The sequence below is a fragment of the Paenibacillus sp. FSL H8-0548 genome, assembly GCF_038630985.1.
In the GTDB taxonomy this organism is placed as follows: domain Bacteria; phylum Bacillota; class Bacilli; order Paenibacillales; family Paenibacillaceae; genus Pristimantibacillus.
The window spans coordinates 1,616,013-1,630,391 of sequence record NZ_CP152049.1; the positions used below are offsets into that span (position 1 = coordinate 1,616,013).

At 46.7% G+C, this 14,379-nt stretch carries 14 protein-coding genes and 2 pseudogenes; 8 read left to right on the plus strand and 8 right to left on the minus strand.

From position 1 onward, the window contains the following. Positions 1–170 precede the first annotated feature (170 nt). Entirely contained in the window at positions 171–1,187 is a 1,017-nt protein-coding gene (locus MHI37_RS06700; RefSeq protein WP_076334511.1) for an HD-GYP domain-containing protein, read from the plus strand. A gap of 433 nt (positions 1,188–1,620) precedes the next feature. Here MHI37_RS06700 and MHI37_RS06705 read toward each other — a convergent pair whose 3' ends face one another. From MHI37_RS06705 to MHI37_RS06715, 3 genes and pseudogenes are all read right to left on the minus strand, one after another. Further along, entirely contained in the window at positions 1,621–1,821 is a 201-nt protein-coding gene (locus MHI37_RS06705; protein WP_256709430.1) for a YiaA/YiaB family inner membrane protein, read from the minus strand. 84 nt (positions 1,822–1,905) lie between these two features. Further along, positions 1,906–2,121, minus strand: a pseudogene (locus MHI37_RS06710) (YiaA/YiaB family inner membrane protein); the annotation flags it as partial. A gap of 188 nt (positions 2,122–2,309) precedes the next feature. Beyond that, complete coding sequence (locus MHI37_RS06715; protein WP_076334510.1) at positions 2,310–2,525, minus strand: hypothetical protein; 216 nt, start codon at positions 2,523–2,525, stop codon at positions 2,310–2,312. A 158-nt stretch (positions 2,526–2,683) separates the two neighbouring features. Between MHI37_RS06715 and yunB the strand changes: the two genes are divergently transcribed. Continuing rightward, positions 2,684–3,829 carry a sporulation protein YunB gene (gene yunB / locus MHI37_RS06720; RefSeq protein ID WP_076334509.1) on the plus strand — a complete coding sequence of 382 codons (1,146 nt, stop codon included), beginning with the start codon at positions 2,684–2,686 and terminating at the stop codon, positions 3,827–3,829. Positions 3,830–3,978: 149 nt separating this feature from the next. Here the strand turns inward: yunB and MHI37_RS06725 are convergent, their stop codons facing one another. Next, positions 3,979–5,037, minus strand: a complete 1,059-nt coding sequence (locus tag MHI37_RS06725) for a M23 family metallopeptidase (protein ID WP_256709378.1) — start codon at positions 5,035–5,037, stop codon at positions 3,979–3,981. A gap of 162 nt (positions 5,038–5,199) precedes the next feature. Here MHI37_RS06725 and lipA point away from each other — a divergent pair, with 162 nt between their 5' ends. After that, entirely contained in the window at positions 5,200–6,180 is a 981-nt protein-coding gene (lipA, locus tag MHI37_RS06730) for a lipoyl synthase (RefSeq protein ID WP_256709376.1), read from the plus strand. Between the two features lie 32 nt (positions 6,181–6,212). Continuing rightward, positions 6,213–6,479 (plus strand): annotated as a pseudogene (locus MHI37_RS06735) (YutD family protein); the annotation flags it as partial. A 487-nt stretch (positions 6,480–6,966) separates the two neighbouring features. On the opposite strand, the gene MHI37_RS06740 reads toward MHI37_RS06735, so the two are convergent. Then, complete coding sequence (locus MHI37_RS06740; RefSeq protein WP_076334506.1) at positions 6,967–7,764, minus strand: NAD kinase; 798 nt, start codon at positions 7,762–7,764, stop codon at positions 6,967–6,969. A 99-nt stretch (positions 7,765–7,863) separates the two neighbouring features. Continuing rightward, a complete protein-coding gene (ylbJ, locus tag MHI37_RS06745) occupies positions 7,864–8,940 on the minus strand; it encodes a sporulation integral membrane protein YlbJ (RefSeq protein ID WP_076334505.1) in 1,077 nt (358 codons plus the stop codon). A 431-nt stretch (positions 8,941–9,371) separates the two neighbouring features. On the opposite strand from ylbJ, the gene MHI37_RS06750 reads away from it, so the two are divergent. Both MHI37_RS06750 and MHI37_RS06755 read left to right on the plus strand, forming a co-directional pair. Beyond that, positions 9,372–9,761 (plus strand): globin, encoded by a 390-nt coding sequence (locus MHI37_RS06750; protein ID WP_076334591.1) that lies wholly within the window; start codon positions 9,372–9,374, stop codon positions 9,759–9,761. A 5-nt stretch (positions 9,762–9,766) separates the two neighbouring features. Continuing rightward, the gene (locus MHI37_RS06755; protein WP_076334504.1) at positions 9,767–10,507 is read left to right on the plus strand and encodes a DUF2225 domain-containing protein; all 741 of its coding nucleotides are present in this window, start codon (positions 9,767–9,769) and stop codon (positions 10,505–10,507) included. Here the strand turns inward: MHI37_RS06755 and MHI37_RS06760 are convergent. Continuing rightward, positions 10,504–10,746 carry a hypothetical protein gene (locus MHI37_RS06760; protein WP_076334503.1) on the minus strand — a complete coding sequence of 81 codons (243 nt, stop codon included), beginning with the start codon at positions 10,744–10,746 and terminating at the stop codon, positions 10,504–10,506. The two genes, MHI37_RS06755 and MHI37_RS06760, sit on opposite strands and share 4 nt — an antisense overlap. Continuing rightward, complete coding sequence (locus MHI37_RS06765) at positions 10,743–10,913, minus strand: YycC family protein (RefSeq protein WP_076334502.1); 171 nt, start codon at positions 10,911–10,913, stop codon at positions 10,743–10,745. Before MHI37_RS06765 ends, MHI37_RS06760 begins: the two co-directional genes overlap by 4 nt. Before the next feature lie 113 nt (positions 10,914–11,026). Between MHI37_RS06765 and MHI37_RS06770 the strand changes: the two genes are divergently transcribed. Both MHI37_RS06770 and MHI37_RS06775 read left to right on the plus strand, forming a co-directional pair. Next, positions 11,027–12,811, plus strand: coding sequence for a M3 family oligoendopeptidase (locus tag MHI37_RS06770; protein WP_076334501.1), 1,785 nt, complete (start codon positions 11,027–11,029; stop codon positions 12,809–12,811). A 219-nt stretch (positions 12,812–13,030) separates the two neighbouring features. Further along, positions 13,031–14,371: an LLM class flavin-dependent oxidoreductase gene (locus tag MHI37_RS06775; protein WP_076334500.1), complete on the plus strand. Its 1,341-nt coding sequence runs from the start codon at positions 13,031–13,033 to the stop codon at positions 14,369–14,371. Positions 14,372–14,379: the final 8 nt, after the last annotated feature.

Here is a 14,379-nt window from a genome sequence, read left to right on the forward strand (position 1 = left end):
ATAGCTGTCCAGCGCTAAAAAAATTATCTTTAAAATATAATTCCATTGCAACACCTGCTTTCCAGCTTTTTTACATACTGTATAGTAATTTCTTATATTATAATTGATCACTTCTTAACTAGGATATGGTAAACTTGAAATTGGAAGTTCCGAGCTCGAGGAGTGAGAAGATGGAGCATTTGATCGGTAAAAAAATGAAGAACGATATTTTAAATACATACGGCGTTACGATAGTTCCGGCTGGTGCAATTCTCACTCGTGAATCTTTAAATGTATTGATTAACCATCGGATAGATTTATCATTATTAAATTTTGATCTAGACAAGAAGCATGTCGAAGAGAACAGCATGCAAATAGGTGAACTCGTACAGCAAACGGTTACAGTTTCGAAGGACTTATTTGAGTCTATACTTGTATCTCGGAAGGTTCCTTTGATCGAGATTCGCAACGGGGTGCTTCCAGCGATTTTGCAACTGTCCAAAAACCCGGATATTTTCGAATTATTTGAAGCAGTGAAAGCCAAGGATGACTATGTTTACCAGCATAACGTAGGAGTAGGCATTATATCGACGCTCATCGGCAGGTGGATGAATTTGGATGACACTGAGCTCTCGATTTTGTCATTGGCTGCAACGCTGCATGATGTTGGTAAAGTAAAGCTTCCGCTTGAAGTGCTGAATAAGCCAGGCAAGCTGAACGAGGTTGAGTTTCAATTAATTAAGAAACATACGATTTTGGGCTACGAGCTGCTGAAAGGAACGACCGGCCTTAGCATGAGGATTGCCCGCGTAGCTCTCCAGCATCATGAGCGTGAGGATGGCAAAGGTTATCCACTCGGTCTAAAGAAAGAAAATATAGATTTATTTAGCTCGATTGTAGCCGTGGCAGATATTTTTCATGCGATGTCTTCAAGACGCCCTTATCATGAGCCGTTGTCTTTTCATGAAATTGTTAGTCAAATGAGTGAAGGACGATTTGGCGCACTAAACCCGCAAATTGTCTCGCTTTTTATTGAAAACTTAATGAAGAGGCTTGTGGGGAAGCAGGTGCTGCTGACTGACGGCCGTGAAGGCGAGGTTGTCTATATTAACCCGCATAATATTGAGACACCTCTAATTAAGCTGGCCGATTATTTTTTGGATTTGAGTCAAGCGCGGGACATACAAATTAAATCTATTATAGCGTAATAGCAATAAACAAAAATGCAGCTGACCAACACACGTTGATCAGCTGCATTTTTTCATATTATATATAGAAGTTGAATTTTAAAAAATGAAGTTTAGACGAAGCGAGAAGATCGTTGTGGAGAAACGAACGGTTCGCTTTTGCAGCTCTTATTCTTGCCTTAACTGTCTAAGGAAATCACAGCATCTGGCTGTACTCGCACAGCGCCCAAAGTTTGTGCAATAGAATGTCCATTCTAGGGTGATATTCGTTGGTTTGGCGCTCATTCTACTGCAATAGTACAATGCGGCCGTCTGAAAGAGCTCTCATGTGAGGTTTTCATTGTACAAAGTGCAGTGTAGGCGCTTCTCCTTCATCTAGCGGAGACTTTATAGGGCGAATGAAAGGAGCTGTTCCATAAGGCCGGATGCCTTCTGGAACAGCTCCTTTGTGGTTTTAACCTTCAAAATCCTCAGTAGCATTTGTATGCAGGCTGTCTTCCTCGTTGTCGCGAATCGTTTTCTGAAGAACAAGGCAAGCGACAATCAAGAACGCACCGGCAATCGCATAATAGCCTTTTACATAAAGCGGCTCCTCAAGAACGTATATCCCGATGTATTGGGCAAGAACGGCTAGAATAAAGCCTGCCCATGCCATGAATGTGAAGGCTGAGGTATTGCGGTTTCTATAGCTGGGATTGTATTCCTTGAGAAATTTATCCTCATCATTATCACGCGCCACCTTTTGGAGAAGGAACGAGGTGATGATTAAGAGAACGCCGGTTACGGCGTAATAGCCTTGTACGGACATGGGCTGCTCAAGCGTGTAGATGCCAACAAACTCAAAGCCGCAGGCGATAATAAACGCTGCCCAAGCCATAAAAGTATAAGTAGGTGTATTGCGTCTACGATAAAAATTTGCAGGTTTGCGTACATGCATCGTTTCCATTTTATCCATTTGTGAAACCCTCCCGAACTGAGTTGTTGTTGATGTCCTTAGTTTACAACATATTCCTAAACATGTAAGTACCAACTTAATATAGTACCTGGTTCCAAACGAGTGTAGAAGACAGCTTCAACAATAAAAATGGTGTTATCCGTTCGCAAGAAGGCGATTAGGACAACACCATTTTGAATTCATTTGGATCAGTGCTTTCTAAGCAGAAAAAATTCACATTCCTTCCGGTTATGATAGGCAATATCGCTTACCCCTGATTGGGTCACAATGATGCTATCGTCAAACCGGACGATTAGCGAGCTGGAATCGATGAGCAGATTGTCACGGAAAACACGAATGCGCAGCTGCTGCTCTAATACCTCTTCAAAATCCAGATCGGTGTGAAGCCGTCGGTTTATGGACATTGGTATGCTCCTTTAATACGATAAATGATTAATTATAGTTTATCCGATGAGTGATAGTGTTGCAAAGGCTAGTCAGGTCGTCTTCTTATTTGGCCGAGTTCTGCATAGGTATGTGTAATGAAGGCAGACAACTTGTTGCGGGAGGGGAGGGGATTGGTTTGGCGAAGTGGGGGAGACGGGGCTGGCGGTTTCGAGGGTTTGGCGGGAGCCGGATGCAGCTCTGGTCAGGTCGTCCATTCTCTAAAATAAAGACGGTCAGCTGGGGCAGTCGAGGGAGCTCGACTGCGCCCCGTACAGCACCAAAAAAATGGGGAACGGGAGCCGGTTCATCCGTACTGAAATGGGGATCGCAATCGAGCGCCGGCGCCAGCGGTGGAAGATGGAAGACAAAGCGGACAACGTCGAAATTCAGCAGCCGACCGGGCGGCAGCAGTGGCGGAGCAGGAAGCGTCTGGGGAGCACGGCCTGCGAAGCCGCGCTTTCGTCTTCGAACTATTTTTTTGATCGTATTTCTTATCATGATGGTTTTTTCGATTCAATCTTTTGTGTATATAGAGAAAAATTTGCGTCCGCCGCTTATGAATATCGCCAAAATAAGAGTGAAGCAAATGGCAACACAAGCGATCAATAAAGCAATCACCGAGCAGGTAGCGACGCGAGCAGGTAACGACAAGCTTATAGACTGGAAAATGAACAACAACGGGAAAATATCGGGCTTTATGCTCAATTATGCCGAGCATATGAGCATTACCTCGCAAACGATTAATACCGTTCAAAATACATTAAATGAAATGAAGGGCATTCCAGAGCATATTCCAATTGGGCATGCGCTTAATAGCGCGATCATTTCCTCCTTTGGTCCAAGAGTGCCGGTGAAGTTCGAGCCTGTCGGTGCTGTGAAGGTCGATCTGAGTACACGCCAGAAGGACGCAGGCATCAATATGATTTTGGTCGAGGTGTACATTCGAATTATTGCTGAGGTTACGATTATTATCCCCTTTGACACCGAACCGGAAATCGTAGAGACCGATATTCCGATCTCCTATTTGCTCGTGGTCGGCGATGTGCCGATGTACTATTACGATAACACGGGCAAGCCCGTTGGGGAGTCTGCAGCACAAGCGCCGAACATCTCGGTGCCGCTAGGACAGGGTTCTTCAGGAGGAGTCAGCTCGAGCCCGCAAAATGGGAATGGTGAATCCACTAATGAAGGTGAATCGACAGAGGCGTCTGCGGATGGATCGAACCATTCCAATGGTCAGAGCAACGCGTCCAACCATGCAGGCAACGCCGCTACAAAATAGCACCTCACATAAAAACGACTTTATAGTCTTCATGTGCAGAAGATAATAAAGTCGTTTCTTCTTAATAAGAGAAAGCTATACTATTTTTCGAAATATAGGGAAGTATACCCTTTCGCTATACTTTCTCTATATTTCTGGGAATGAAACGGCTACAGTCGTTTCCCCTTGGCCTTCATTTGTTTGCGTTCTGCCTGCTCCCACCGTCGAAGCATCGGATAGGGATCAAAAGACCATTCAATTAAGCCGCGATCACTGTATACGCCGTAATGCAAATGAGGCGGGAATTTTCCCTGCGTGCCTGGCTTGCCGTAGCCAGAGCTCCCAACCCAGCCTACAACCTGACCCGGCTTAACGACATCACCTATATTAATGGTTTTATCATAGCCGGATAGATGAGCGTAATAGTGGTAGAAGTTGTTGAGATCACGTATCCCGATTCGCCAGCCGCCGTAAGGATTCCACCCTTTGACCTCAACGACCCCATAGCAGGTACTGCGTACAGGAAGACCGTGGTTTGCGAAAATATCAGTTCCTTCATGCGTTCGCCTGCCGCCCCAGCTTCGTCCGGTTCCCCACGTGCTGTTATAGGCATAGTTAGTGCCAATCGGCACGGGGAAAGCATGCTCAAACAAATCTAGCTTGCCAAATGTTTCGTAAATTCGTGCGAACTGTTGAATACGCTGAACGGAGCGGTTGTTCTGATAATATTCCCAGAGCCCGATTGCAAAATCGTCTTCAGCTATCCCATAAGCGGCAATACGGCTTACAAGGGAATATAGCAGATCAACATCGTTTGTACGCTCGGCTTGCCCATTTCCATCCCCGTCACGTCCAATGCCGTTAAAGAAACGAATGGACGCTGGAGAGCTGTCCTCTGTATTTGGATTGAGAGGGCCCGCCCAGTGCTCTTGATCAATGAACACCCCTACGGTGCTGCCGAGCATAGGCCGTGCCTTGGGGCGAACCTTGGACATAGAACGCTCATATTGATCAACGGCTGCGATCCAGTACCAAGGAATTTCAGTAAACAAGCTAAGCTTCTCATATAAGCCTCTTCTGGCAGGGAACGGATCTGACTCCGATGCTGCTTGCTCATTTGCTGCTGTCTGCCGACTGAAAGCAGGAGCTGCTGTTATCAGATCGGCGGGCAGAGCAAGAAGCAAGAAGGCTGTCGTTAAAGCTGAAACAATAGTAGTAGTCAATTTCAAACGTCTCACCCTTCCAAAAGCATACGGCTATGAAGTTATAATTAGCTAATCATTGGTTTTTATTCGAAAACGGCTGTAATAAAATCAGCTTGCTTGCGTTTGGAGCTGAAACGAAATGCTGAGAAAGTGCTATTTTTTATTGAAACATGTTATAATAAGCGCATGAGTTTAGGATTTATAAATGAACTTGAAAGCAGGTCACCTCATATGAAAGAACAAGAAACACTCAAAAAGCCAGATTGGCTTCGCATAAAATTAGCTACAGACGGCAATTTTGCCGAAATTAAAAATATGATGCGTTCTAAAACACTACATACGGTATGCGAGGAAGCACGTTGTCCAAACATTTATGAATGCTGGGCGAACCGCACAGCTACATTTATGATTTTGGGCGATATATGTACCCGCGCGTGCCGTTTCTGCGCGGTTAAGACAGGCATGCCGACGGAGCTTGATTTGGATGAACCAGAACGCGTAGCAGAGGCAGCTGAGCAAATGGGCTTGCAGCACTGTGTTGTTACTTCGGTAGCTCGCGATGATCTAAAGGACGGCGGCGCATCGATATTTGCAGCAACGGTTCACGCCATTCGCAAACGGATGCCTTTTTGCCGCGTCGAAGTGCTTATTCCCGATTTCTTAGGCAATAAGGATGCACTGCAAATCGTCATGGATGCTAATCCAGACATTCTCAACCATAATGTTGAGACAGTGGAGCGGCTATCAGACCGCGTTCGTGCGAGGGCGAAATACAGCCGTACGATGGAATTGTTAAAGCGCGCGAAAGAGATGAAACCGAAAATTCCGACCAAATCGAGCATTATGCTTGGCGTGGGCGAGGAATGGGACGAGATTTTGCAAACGATGGATGATCTTCGTGCCAATGATGTGAATATTTTGACATTAGGTCAATATTTGCAGCCGTCACCTAAGCATTTGCCAATCGTACGTTATGTCCACCCAGATGAATTTGCAAAATTAAAAGAAGAAGGGCTGAAGCGCGGTTTCCGGCATGTGGAATCCGCACCGCTAGTACGCAGCTCTTATCATGCGCACGAGCAGACCGATTCGGCACACGCAGCGATTGCTGCAGATACCGTAGTTGACCGTGAGGTTTCCTCCGGTGCTTGCTCGAGCAGCGTATAACTGACGCTCAAGATGAGGTGGAGAACATGGCTTTGATTCATATCGGCGGAAAATCATACGAAATTGTTCATGAGAATCGAAATGGCTGGAATCCTGAAGCTTTTCGTGATCGATACAGTGAAGTGCTTGAGCGTTATGATTTCATTATTGGCGATTGGGGCTACAGTCAGCTTCGGCTGAAGGGCTTCTTCCGAGATAATCATCAGAAAGCAACGAAAGAGAGCAACTTCTCAAGTATGTCGGATTACATTAATGAATACTGTAATTTTGGCTGTGCTTATTTCATTCTGGAGAAAACCTTAAGCACTAAACGAGAGCCTGAGGATTACGATTTGGACGCGGAGGATCAGCGGCCTCGTATTGAAGCAGCGGATCTTCTCGCGGCAGCAGCGGGCTTAGTCGAATTATCTGGTGACACAGATGCAGCGGGCGAAGAGGTTGCAAGCGCTAAAGAGAATACTTCTGTGCCATCAACAGAGCGTGACCGGCATAGCCGTTATCAGCCTCGTGAAAACCGTCATAGAAGCTCCAATCGCAGCAACACGAAAACCAGCAGCGACAGTCAAGTCGCCGTTGAAAGCCGCAGCACTGAACCACCGGCCGGCGGGAAGCGTGATAATCAGCAGCGCAAGGGCGGCTACAAAGGCAATGACCAGCGTGGAAAAAAACCATTCCGACTTGCAGCAAGTGAAGCTGCAGCTGCATCAGCCGAATCGAAAAAAACAATCAAAAAAGACACTGAACGCCTATAGCTGGCGCTTCAGTGTCTTTTTTTAATAAAATAGCCTATCTCACATCATAGCCAAGAAATGCCTCTCGCACACGAGTCCAGAAAGGAAAAGGCCGATACCTTGCAAAGCTGACCTTGCGGCTGGATACGCTGCAGCGAATGGAGCGGATGTCGCTGCGCATAATGCTGATATGATCAATGGCAAGCTGGAGCCGCTGCTCTTTTTTGGAAATAATGTCGCAATGATGATGCTTCGGCAACAGCACGGAAGAGCCAAGCGTACGATACACACGATTGTTAATAGAAGCGATCTCTGCGATTTGCAGCGATTCTATTGAAGGGTGGACAATAGCTCCCCCTAAGCTTTTATTATAGGCAGTGCTTCCAGACGGGGTGGAAATTACGATTCCGTCTCCACGAAACATTTCGAACATTTCATCATTTACATTAATTTGAGCGACGAGCGTGCCATCGACGCCTTTAAGCGTAAACTCATTCAAGGACAAATAGTGACGTGTTTCAGTAGGGGTTTCCAGTTGAATTTCCGCCAGTGGATATCTGACTATTTTCGGCGTCTCGTTGGCCATTATTTTAACGAGCTCCTCGATCTCATCAGCTTGCCAATCAGCGTAGAAGCCGAGATGACCGGTATGAACGCCGACAAAAGCAACATCTGTTATTTGACTCACATATTTATGAAAGGCGAGCAGGAGCGTTCCGTCTCCTCCGATCGAAATGACGATTTCAGGTGCTTCATCATTGCGAGCGAAGCCGTGCTCTGACGCTAATGTATGGAATTTTTCCGCTAACGATTTGGATAAAGCATCGCCTCGATCTATAACCGCATACTTCAAAGATAAATCTCCTTCCGATCTCCATAGTACTTAAGATGATAAAGGAAATCGCCTTTAAATTCAATGCAAGTCGGCAATGTTGCACTCAAGCAGGGCGTTTTAAGGGGCCATCCAGCCCCAAAGGAGGTAAACAAGTGCCATGGCTAGAAAACCATGCAAAATTCTGGATAGAAAAAAAGGACGATAGCGTAAATCTGTTTTGCTGAGCAGACTGGCAATTTGAGCATGCACCGACAAACCGCCCCAGGAGAGCACCCAAGCAGCAATAGCTGCTTGATGCATAAGCCCTGTACCTGCTGTACCTGCCGCCCTAGCGCCGAGGGTGACCTCGAAGAAGCCAATAATGCCCGCATCAGCCAGAGGGGCTGGCAGACCGATTAGATGAAACAAATATCGAAGCGCTTCTGCGAGTGCTTCAACTATCCCTGCATGCGTGAGCATCTCCATCACAACGGAGAAAAAAACGACCAGGCCGCCAACGACAATCATGAGGCGCAGCGCGGACTCAACAGAGTCCTGCAGAAGTCTCCCAAGACCGCGTCCATCAAGGAGGCGAGCCTCGTGCATCGCTTTGAGTGCTTCAGCTATCCGGGATTTCCTTCGAGCATTTCGCACACCTGCAGCATCGCTTATTTTCTTTTCAGAGGAAGATGGGGCATGGCGGTCGTGGAATCGCATAAGCAGGCCAATGATTAAACCGCTGCCGTAGTGCGCTGCTGCAAGGATTGGCGCGAGCGCTGCATTTTGAAAGAAGCCTACGGAAACGGCACCGATTAGGAAAATAGGATCAGAGGTGGTCGTGAAAGCAACGAGACGCTCTCCTTCGGCCCGATTGACTAGCCGCTGCTCCCAAAGCTGGGCTGTCAGCCTTGCTCCAACAGGGTATCCGGAAATATAGCCCATAGTAACTACAAACCCTCCGATGCCGGGAAGGCGAAATAGGGGTCTCATAAGCGGATCAAGCAGCTTGCCGAAGAAATGCACAATGCCAAAACCGAGCAGCAGCTCCGATATAACAAAAAAAGGGAAAAGGGCAGGGAATAGCACATGCCACCATATGGAAAGTCCGCGGAGCGAGGAGCCCAAAGTTTCAGTAGGGAATATCGTCATGAGCAATACGATGAAAATAGCGCCGAGGGCGGTTAAGGATAACGGATGAACGAACGAGCGCAGCAACAATACCGCCTCCTCAAATGGTTGGATTGGTAGTTGAAACAGTGATCCCTGATCATGTACAACCCCTCCTACACATATATGTAAGTAGATGGACATCCATCACTTCAGTGTCATTAATAATTAATACAATTGAAATAGAAAACGCTTACAAAAAGCTGGATAACTAAAATTTTTATGGTACAATAGAATTACCTTTGAAACGGTTGGAGTGATGGCCATGAGTATAATCGCAGGCATCTTGGTATGTGCTTTCGTCTATGTCATTCGTGAATCTCTTACGGCGCCTGGAGAAGAGGATTATGAGGGTTAATAGGTAATATGTACGAATTTATGAGGCTCGCATCGATAAGCTGCGAGTCTTTTTTTGTTTACCTTCGAAATATGATTTGTGTTATAATACTAATTACCTACATACTGGAGATGTTCTAATGATGAATAGTAAAATAAGCCTTTACGAAGCGCTTGGCGGATCTGAGACTTTAAGACTAATTGTGGAAGCTTTTTATCCGAGGGTACAAGCTCATCCCTTATTAGCTCCCTTGTTCCCACAAGACATTGACCCTGTTGTGGAGAAGCAATATTTATTTTTAACTCAGTTTTTTGGAGGTCCATCCCTTTACTCGGATGAATATGGACATCCGATGATGAGAGCCAGACATTTACCTTTCCCTATCACACCTGAGCGTGCTGAAGCTTGGCTTTCCTGTATGCGAGAAGCATTGCGGGAGGTTGGCATAGATGAAGAGCTGCAATCAATTGTTATCACTAGACTATCCGGACCTGCACATCACTTTGTGAACACATCTGAAGAGGAGACGTGATCGTTATGGAACCACTATACCAATCCAAAATAGAATGCATCTGCTGCGAGAAAATTTTTATGACTTCGCGAGTGAGACCGAGCTTTAAGAGGGCAGTTAATTCGGATACTGACTTTTGTGGATATTATAAAGCAGAGGTGAACCCTGATTTTTATGTAGTGCGGGTTTGTCCGAATTGTGGATTTGCTTCTACGGAAAATGGTATAGGCCAGTTAAACGATCTACAGAAAAAGAAGTTTTTCGATGAGGTTGGCTTTCGCTGGAATCATCAGGACTACTGCGGTGAGCGAAATGAAGCGATGGCTATGGCCAGCTATAAGCTAGCGCTTTTCTCTGCGCAGCTTATCGGTGAGAAGGATCGTGTAATTGCAGGGATTTTGCATCATATTGCGTGGCTTTATCGTTATAAAGGCAATCACGATGAGGAAGTGAAGTTTTTGCGGTTTGCACTGCAGGCATACATACGTGTGTATGAAGCAGAGGGAGTTTCGCTAAACAATGCCAAGCTGATGTATTTAATCGGCGAGCTGAACCGTCGAATTGGTGAATTAAACGAGGCTGTGCGGTGGTTCTCCCGCGTCGTGAATGACAAGAAGATTGTTGATGCGGCTATGATTCGCGCCAGCCGTGAGCAATGGCAGTTCATACGTCAAGGAATAGAAGCCAGATCTGAACAAGCATCTGGCAACATTTCTCAAAATGATAGCTTAACCTTGGTTGCGGAAAAGGTTTCAACTTCCGCTTAATGTTTTTTTGGACGCAGTACACGATTCGTTAACAAGTAGTCTCCGTCTGCATCAATAAGGGTAACCTTGTTCCGGCAGCAAGGAAAGACGAGCAATCGCTTAAATCCGTCCTGAATTTCAGGAAGTTCTGCCGGCTTTACGGGAAGAAGCACATTGTCTGCCTCGCAGAAAGGACAGCTTGAAACATAGAGATCGCCCATAATAATGTCATAGGGCCAAGCTCTTTCGAACGGAATCATGATTGCTTGTCGCTCTCTGCGACGGCGGGTGCATCTGACTTGGCCAGCTCAGCCAGCCTCTGCAGCAAGAGATGGCGTGGCATATGCATCAGGTGCTCGATCGGCACGCCTAGCTGCTCAGAAAGCTTGACAGCTGTATCAGCCGAAATTTGCAACGGTTTAGACATGGTGAAATTCCTCCAATCTGGATATAATTAAGTTATACACCGCCAAGAAGGTTTGCGCAAATAAAAACGCGGCCGCTTCTTGGTTTTTTTTATGGAAGAGAGGATGAACATAGATGAACAAGGGATATCCGCAAAGCTGGGACTTAGATGTTTTTTATGAGGGAGGCGCGAGCTCTGCTGCTTTTTTGCAAGAGCTGAAAGGGATTGAAGCAGACATCGCGAAGCTCGATTCCTCTCTAGCGGAGGAAGCAGATCATGCGGCATCGGACATTGCTTACATGACGGAGCTGCTGCAAAGCGTGTTGGTCCGATTGCGCCAGTCGGAGTCGTTCGTTTCCTGTTTGATGGCTCAAAATATCCGAGATTCTGCAGCTAGTGCACGAAACGATAATGTAAAAACATTGGCTGCAAAATTTTTAGGTGTGCTTACTCGCTTTGATAACCGTTTGCGAGAGCTGGATGATCAGGAGTGGGCTGAGCTGCTTGATCATGAGAAGCTTGCGGAGGTAGCCTTTAGTCTAAATGAGCGTCGGGAGCTTGCGAAGCAGAAGATGGCTCCCGAGCTTGAAGCGTTAGCCGGTGATCTAGCTGTTGACGGCTACCATGGCTGGGGGGATTATTACAACGTCATCGTATCGAGAGCCAAATTTACCGATATCGGCAAGAATGGGGAAAAACAAATATTATCCGCAGGGCAAATGCAAAATCGTCTTTCTGATGGAGATCGTGCAGTTCGTCAAGCTGCATTTGCAGAGTGGGAGCGTGAATGGTCGGAGCAAGCGGATTTATGCGCAGATACGTTAAACCGGATTTCTGGCTTTCGACTGAAGCTATATGAGAAGCGCGGCTGGGATTCAGTGCTGCAGGAGCCGCTTCAAATGAACCGTATGAGCGAGGCCACGCTGCAAGCGATGTGGGATGCGATTCAGGAAAGCAAGGATGTGCTCGTACGCTATCTAGATCGCAAAGCAAAGCTGCTCGGCGTTGAGAAGCTTGACTGGCATGATGTGGAGGCGCCAATCGGTTCGGCGACGAAGACGATCCCTTATGACGAAGCGGCTGCCTTCATTGTGGAGCAGTTCCGCAGCTTCAGCCCGGAGCTTGCAGACTTCTCTGAGATGGCCTTCCGTGACGGCTGGATTGAAGCGGAGGATCGTGTAGGCAAGCGCCCTGGCGGTTTTTGCACAGCTTTCCCTAAGAGCGGACAAACACGTATTTTCATGACTTACTCAGGTTCTGCATCGAACATCTCTACGCTGGCACATGAGCTGGGCCATGCTTATCATCAGCATGTGATGAATGACTTGCCTGCTCTATCGCAAGAATATGCGATGAATGTGGCTGAGACGGCATCGACTTTCGCAGAGCTGATCGTATCTGATCGTGCGATGAAAGCAGCGGTTGAGCATGAAGAAAAGCTTGGACTGCTGGAGGACAAAATTCAGCGCTCAGTCGCTTTTTTCATGAATATTCATGCCCGCTTTTTATTCGAAACACGTTTCTACGCAAGGCGCAGCGAAGGCTTGGTATCGGTAGAGGAGCTTAATGATTTGATGGTTGAAGCGCAGCGCGAGGCTTATTGCGATAAGCTCGGCGAGGTTCATCCACATTTTTGGGCATCTAAGCTTCATTTTTATTTAACGGATGTTCCGTTCTATAATTTCCCTTATACATTCGGTTATTTGTTTAGTGCAGGCATTTATGCGAGATCGCTTAAGGAAGGCTCTGATTTCAAAAGTCAGTACGTAGCCTTGCTGCGCGATACGGGACGCATGAGCGTGGAGCAGCTTGCTGCTGTTCATCTGGGCGTAAATGTAGAAGAAAAGGATTTTTGGCGCGATGCGGTTGCACTGACCGCGGTAGATGTAGATCAGTTTATTGAAATGACGAATGAGTAGTGCTTACAATACTTACTACTAATAGTAGTGTGTTAGTGATGAATGATTGACAACCTGTAGGATGGTTGATATTATACAAATATATAAATTCACATTATTCAACTAGGAATAGTTAATTTTTGAAGCCGACCGGATAGCCGGAGACAAGAGCAAGGCCTTGTCTCCGGCTATTTTTTTTTGTAAGCATCAAGCGGAATAAAACTTTTAGGAGGCAAGGAAATGAGTGAACTAAAGAAAAAGAAGCAGGTTCATTTGAATGTGTTTTTTCGAGCAGCAGGCCATCACGCGTCTGCTTGGCGTCACCCCAAGACGACTCCTGAGCTAAGCTTTGATTTTGACTATTATAAGAAATTGGCGCAAACCGCTGAACGGGGGCTGCTTGATTCACTATTTATGGCAGACGGTTACGTGGGAACAGGGCGACGCTTAGAGCCGTTTACGCTGCTGTCTGCATTATCTGCTGTCACGACGAATATAGGCTTGATTGGTACGGTTGGAACGACCTACAACGAACCTTTCCACGTAGCTAGAAAATTTGCTTCGCTCGATCATATTAGCGGTGGACGTGCGGGCTGGAATATCGTTACGGGACATACGGACACGACAGCATACAATTTTGGAAAGGAATCGCATCTTGAGCACTCGAAACGATACAAATGGGCTGAGGAATTCGTAGAGGTTACGAAGCAGCTATGGGATAGCTGGGAGCAGGAGGCGCTTGTATTCGATAAGCAGACCGGTGTTCAATTTGATGAGAGTAAGCTGCATGAAATTAATTACCGAGGCGATACCTATTCCGTCAAAGGACCTTTGAACATTCCAAGACCTCCACAAGGTTATCCCGTGTTAGTTCAGGCTGGCTCGTCCGAAAGCGGTCGTGAATTAGCTGCGAGGACGGCTGAGGTGATCTTTACTGCACAGCCGACTTTGGAGGAGGGGCAGTTGTTCTACACAGATGTGAAGTCCAGACTGGCGAAGTATGGGAGAGAAAAGGATCAATTGTTGATTCTGCCTGGCTTTAGTCCGATAATTGGCAACACAGCTGCCGAAGCGCAGGAACTTGAGGATGAGCTGAATTCCTTCCACGATGCTAATGAGGCAGTCGCACGGCTGTCTGAACGCTTCGGAATCGATCTTACGGGTTATCCACTGGATGGACCGATTCCATCGATCATTGATGCAAAGGGCATCGACTCGGTCAACGGGAGCAAGAGCCGTCATCAGCTCATTCTCGACATGCTGCGTAGCGACACTTCCCTGACACTCCGCCAAGTGGTTAATAAGCTCGCTAGCGCACGCGGTCACCTGACATTTACGGGCACACCGATTCAAGCTGCTGATGTCATTGAGAAATGGATTAATAACGATGCTGCAGACGGATTCAATCTCATGCCGCCGATCTATCCGGATGGACTTGAGATCTTTGTGGATAAAGTAGTGCCTGAGCTTCAAAATCGAGGCATATTCCGTACCGAATACGAAGGCGCTTCGCTCCGTGAAAATCTTGGGCTTTCGTATCCTGCCAATTCCTTTCAAGCTAAACTAACCTCTGCGAAGTAGTCTCTGAT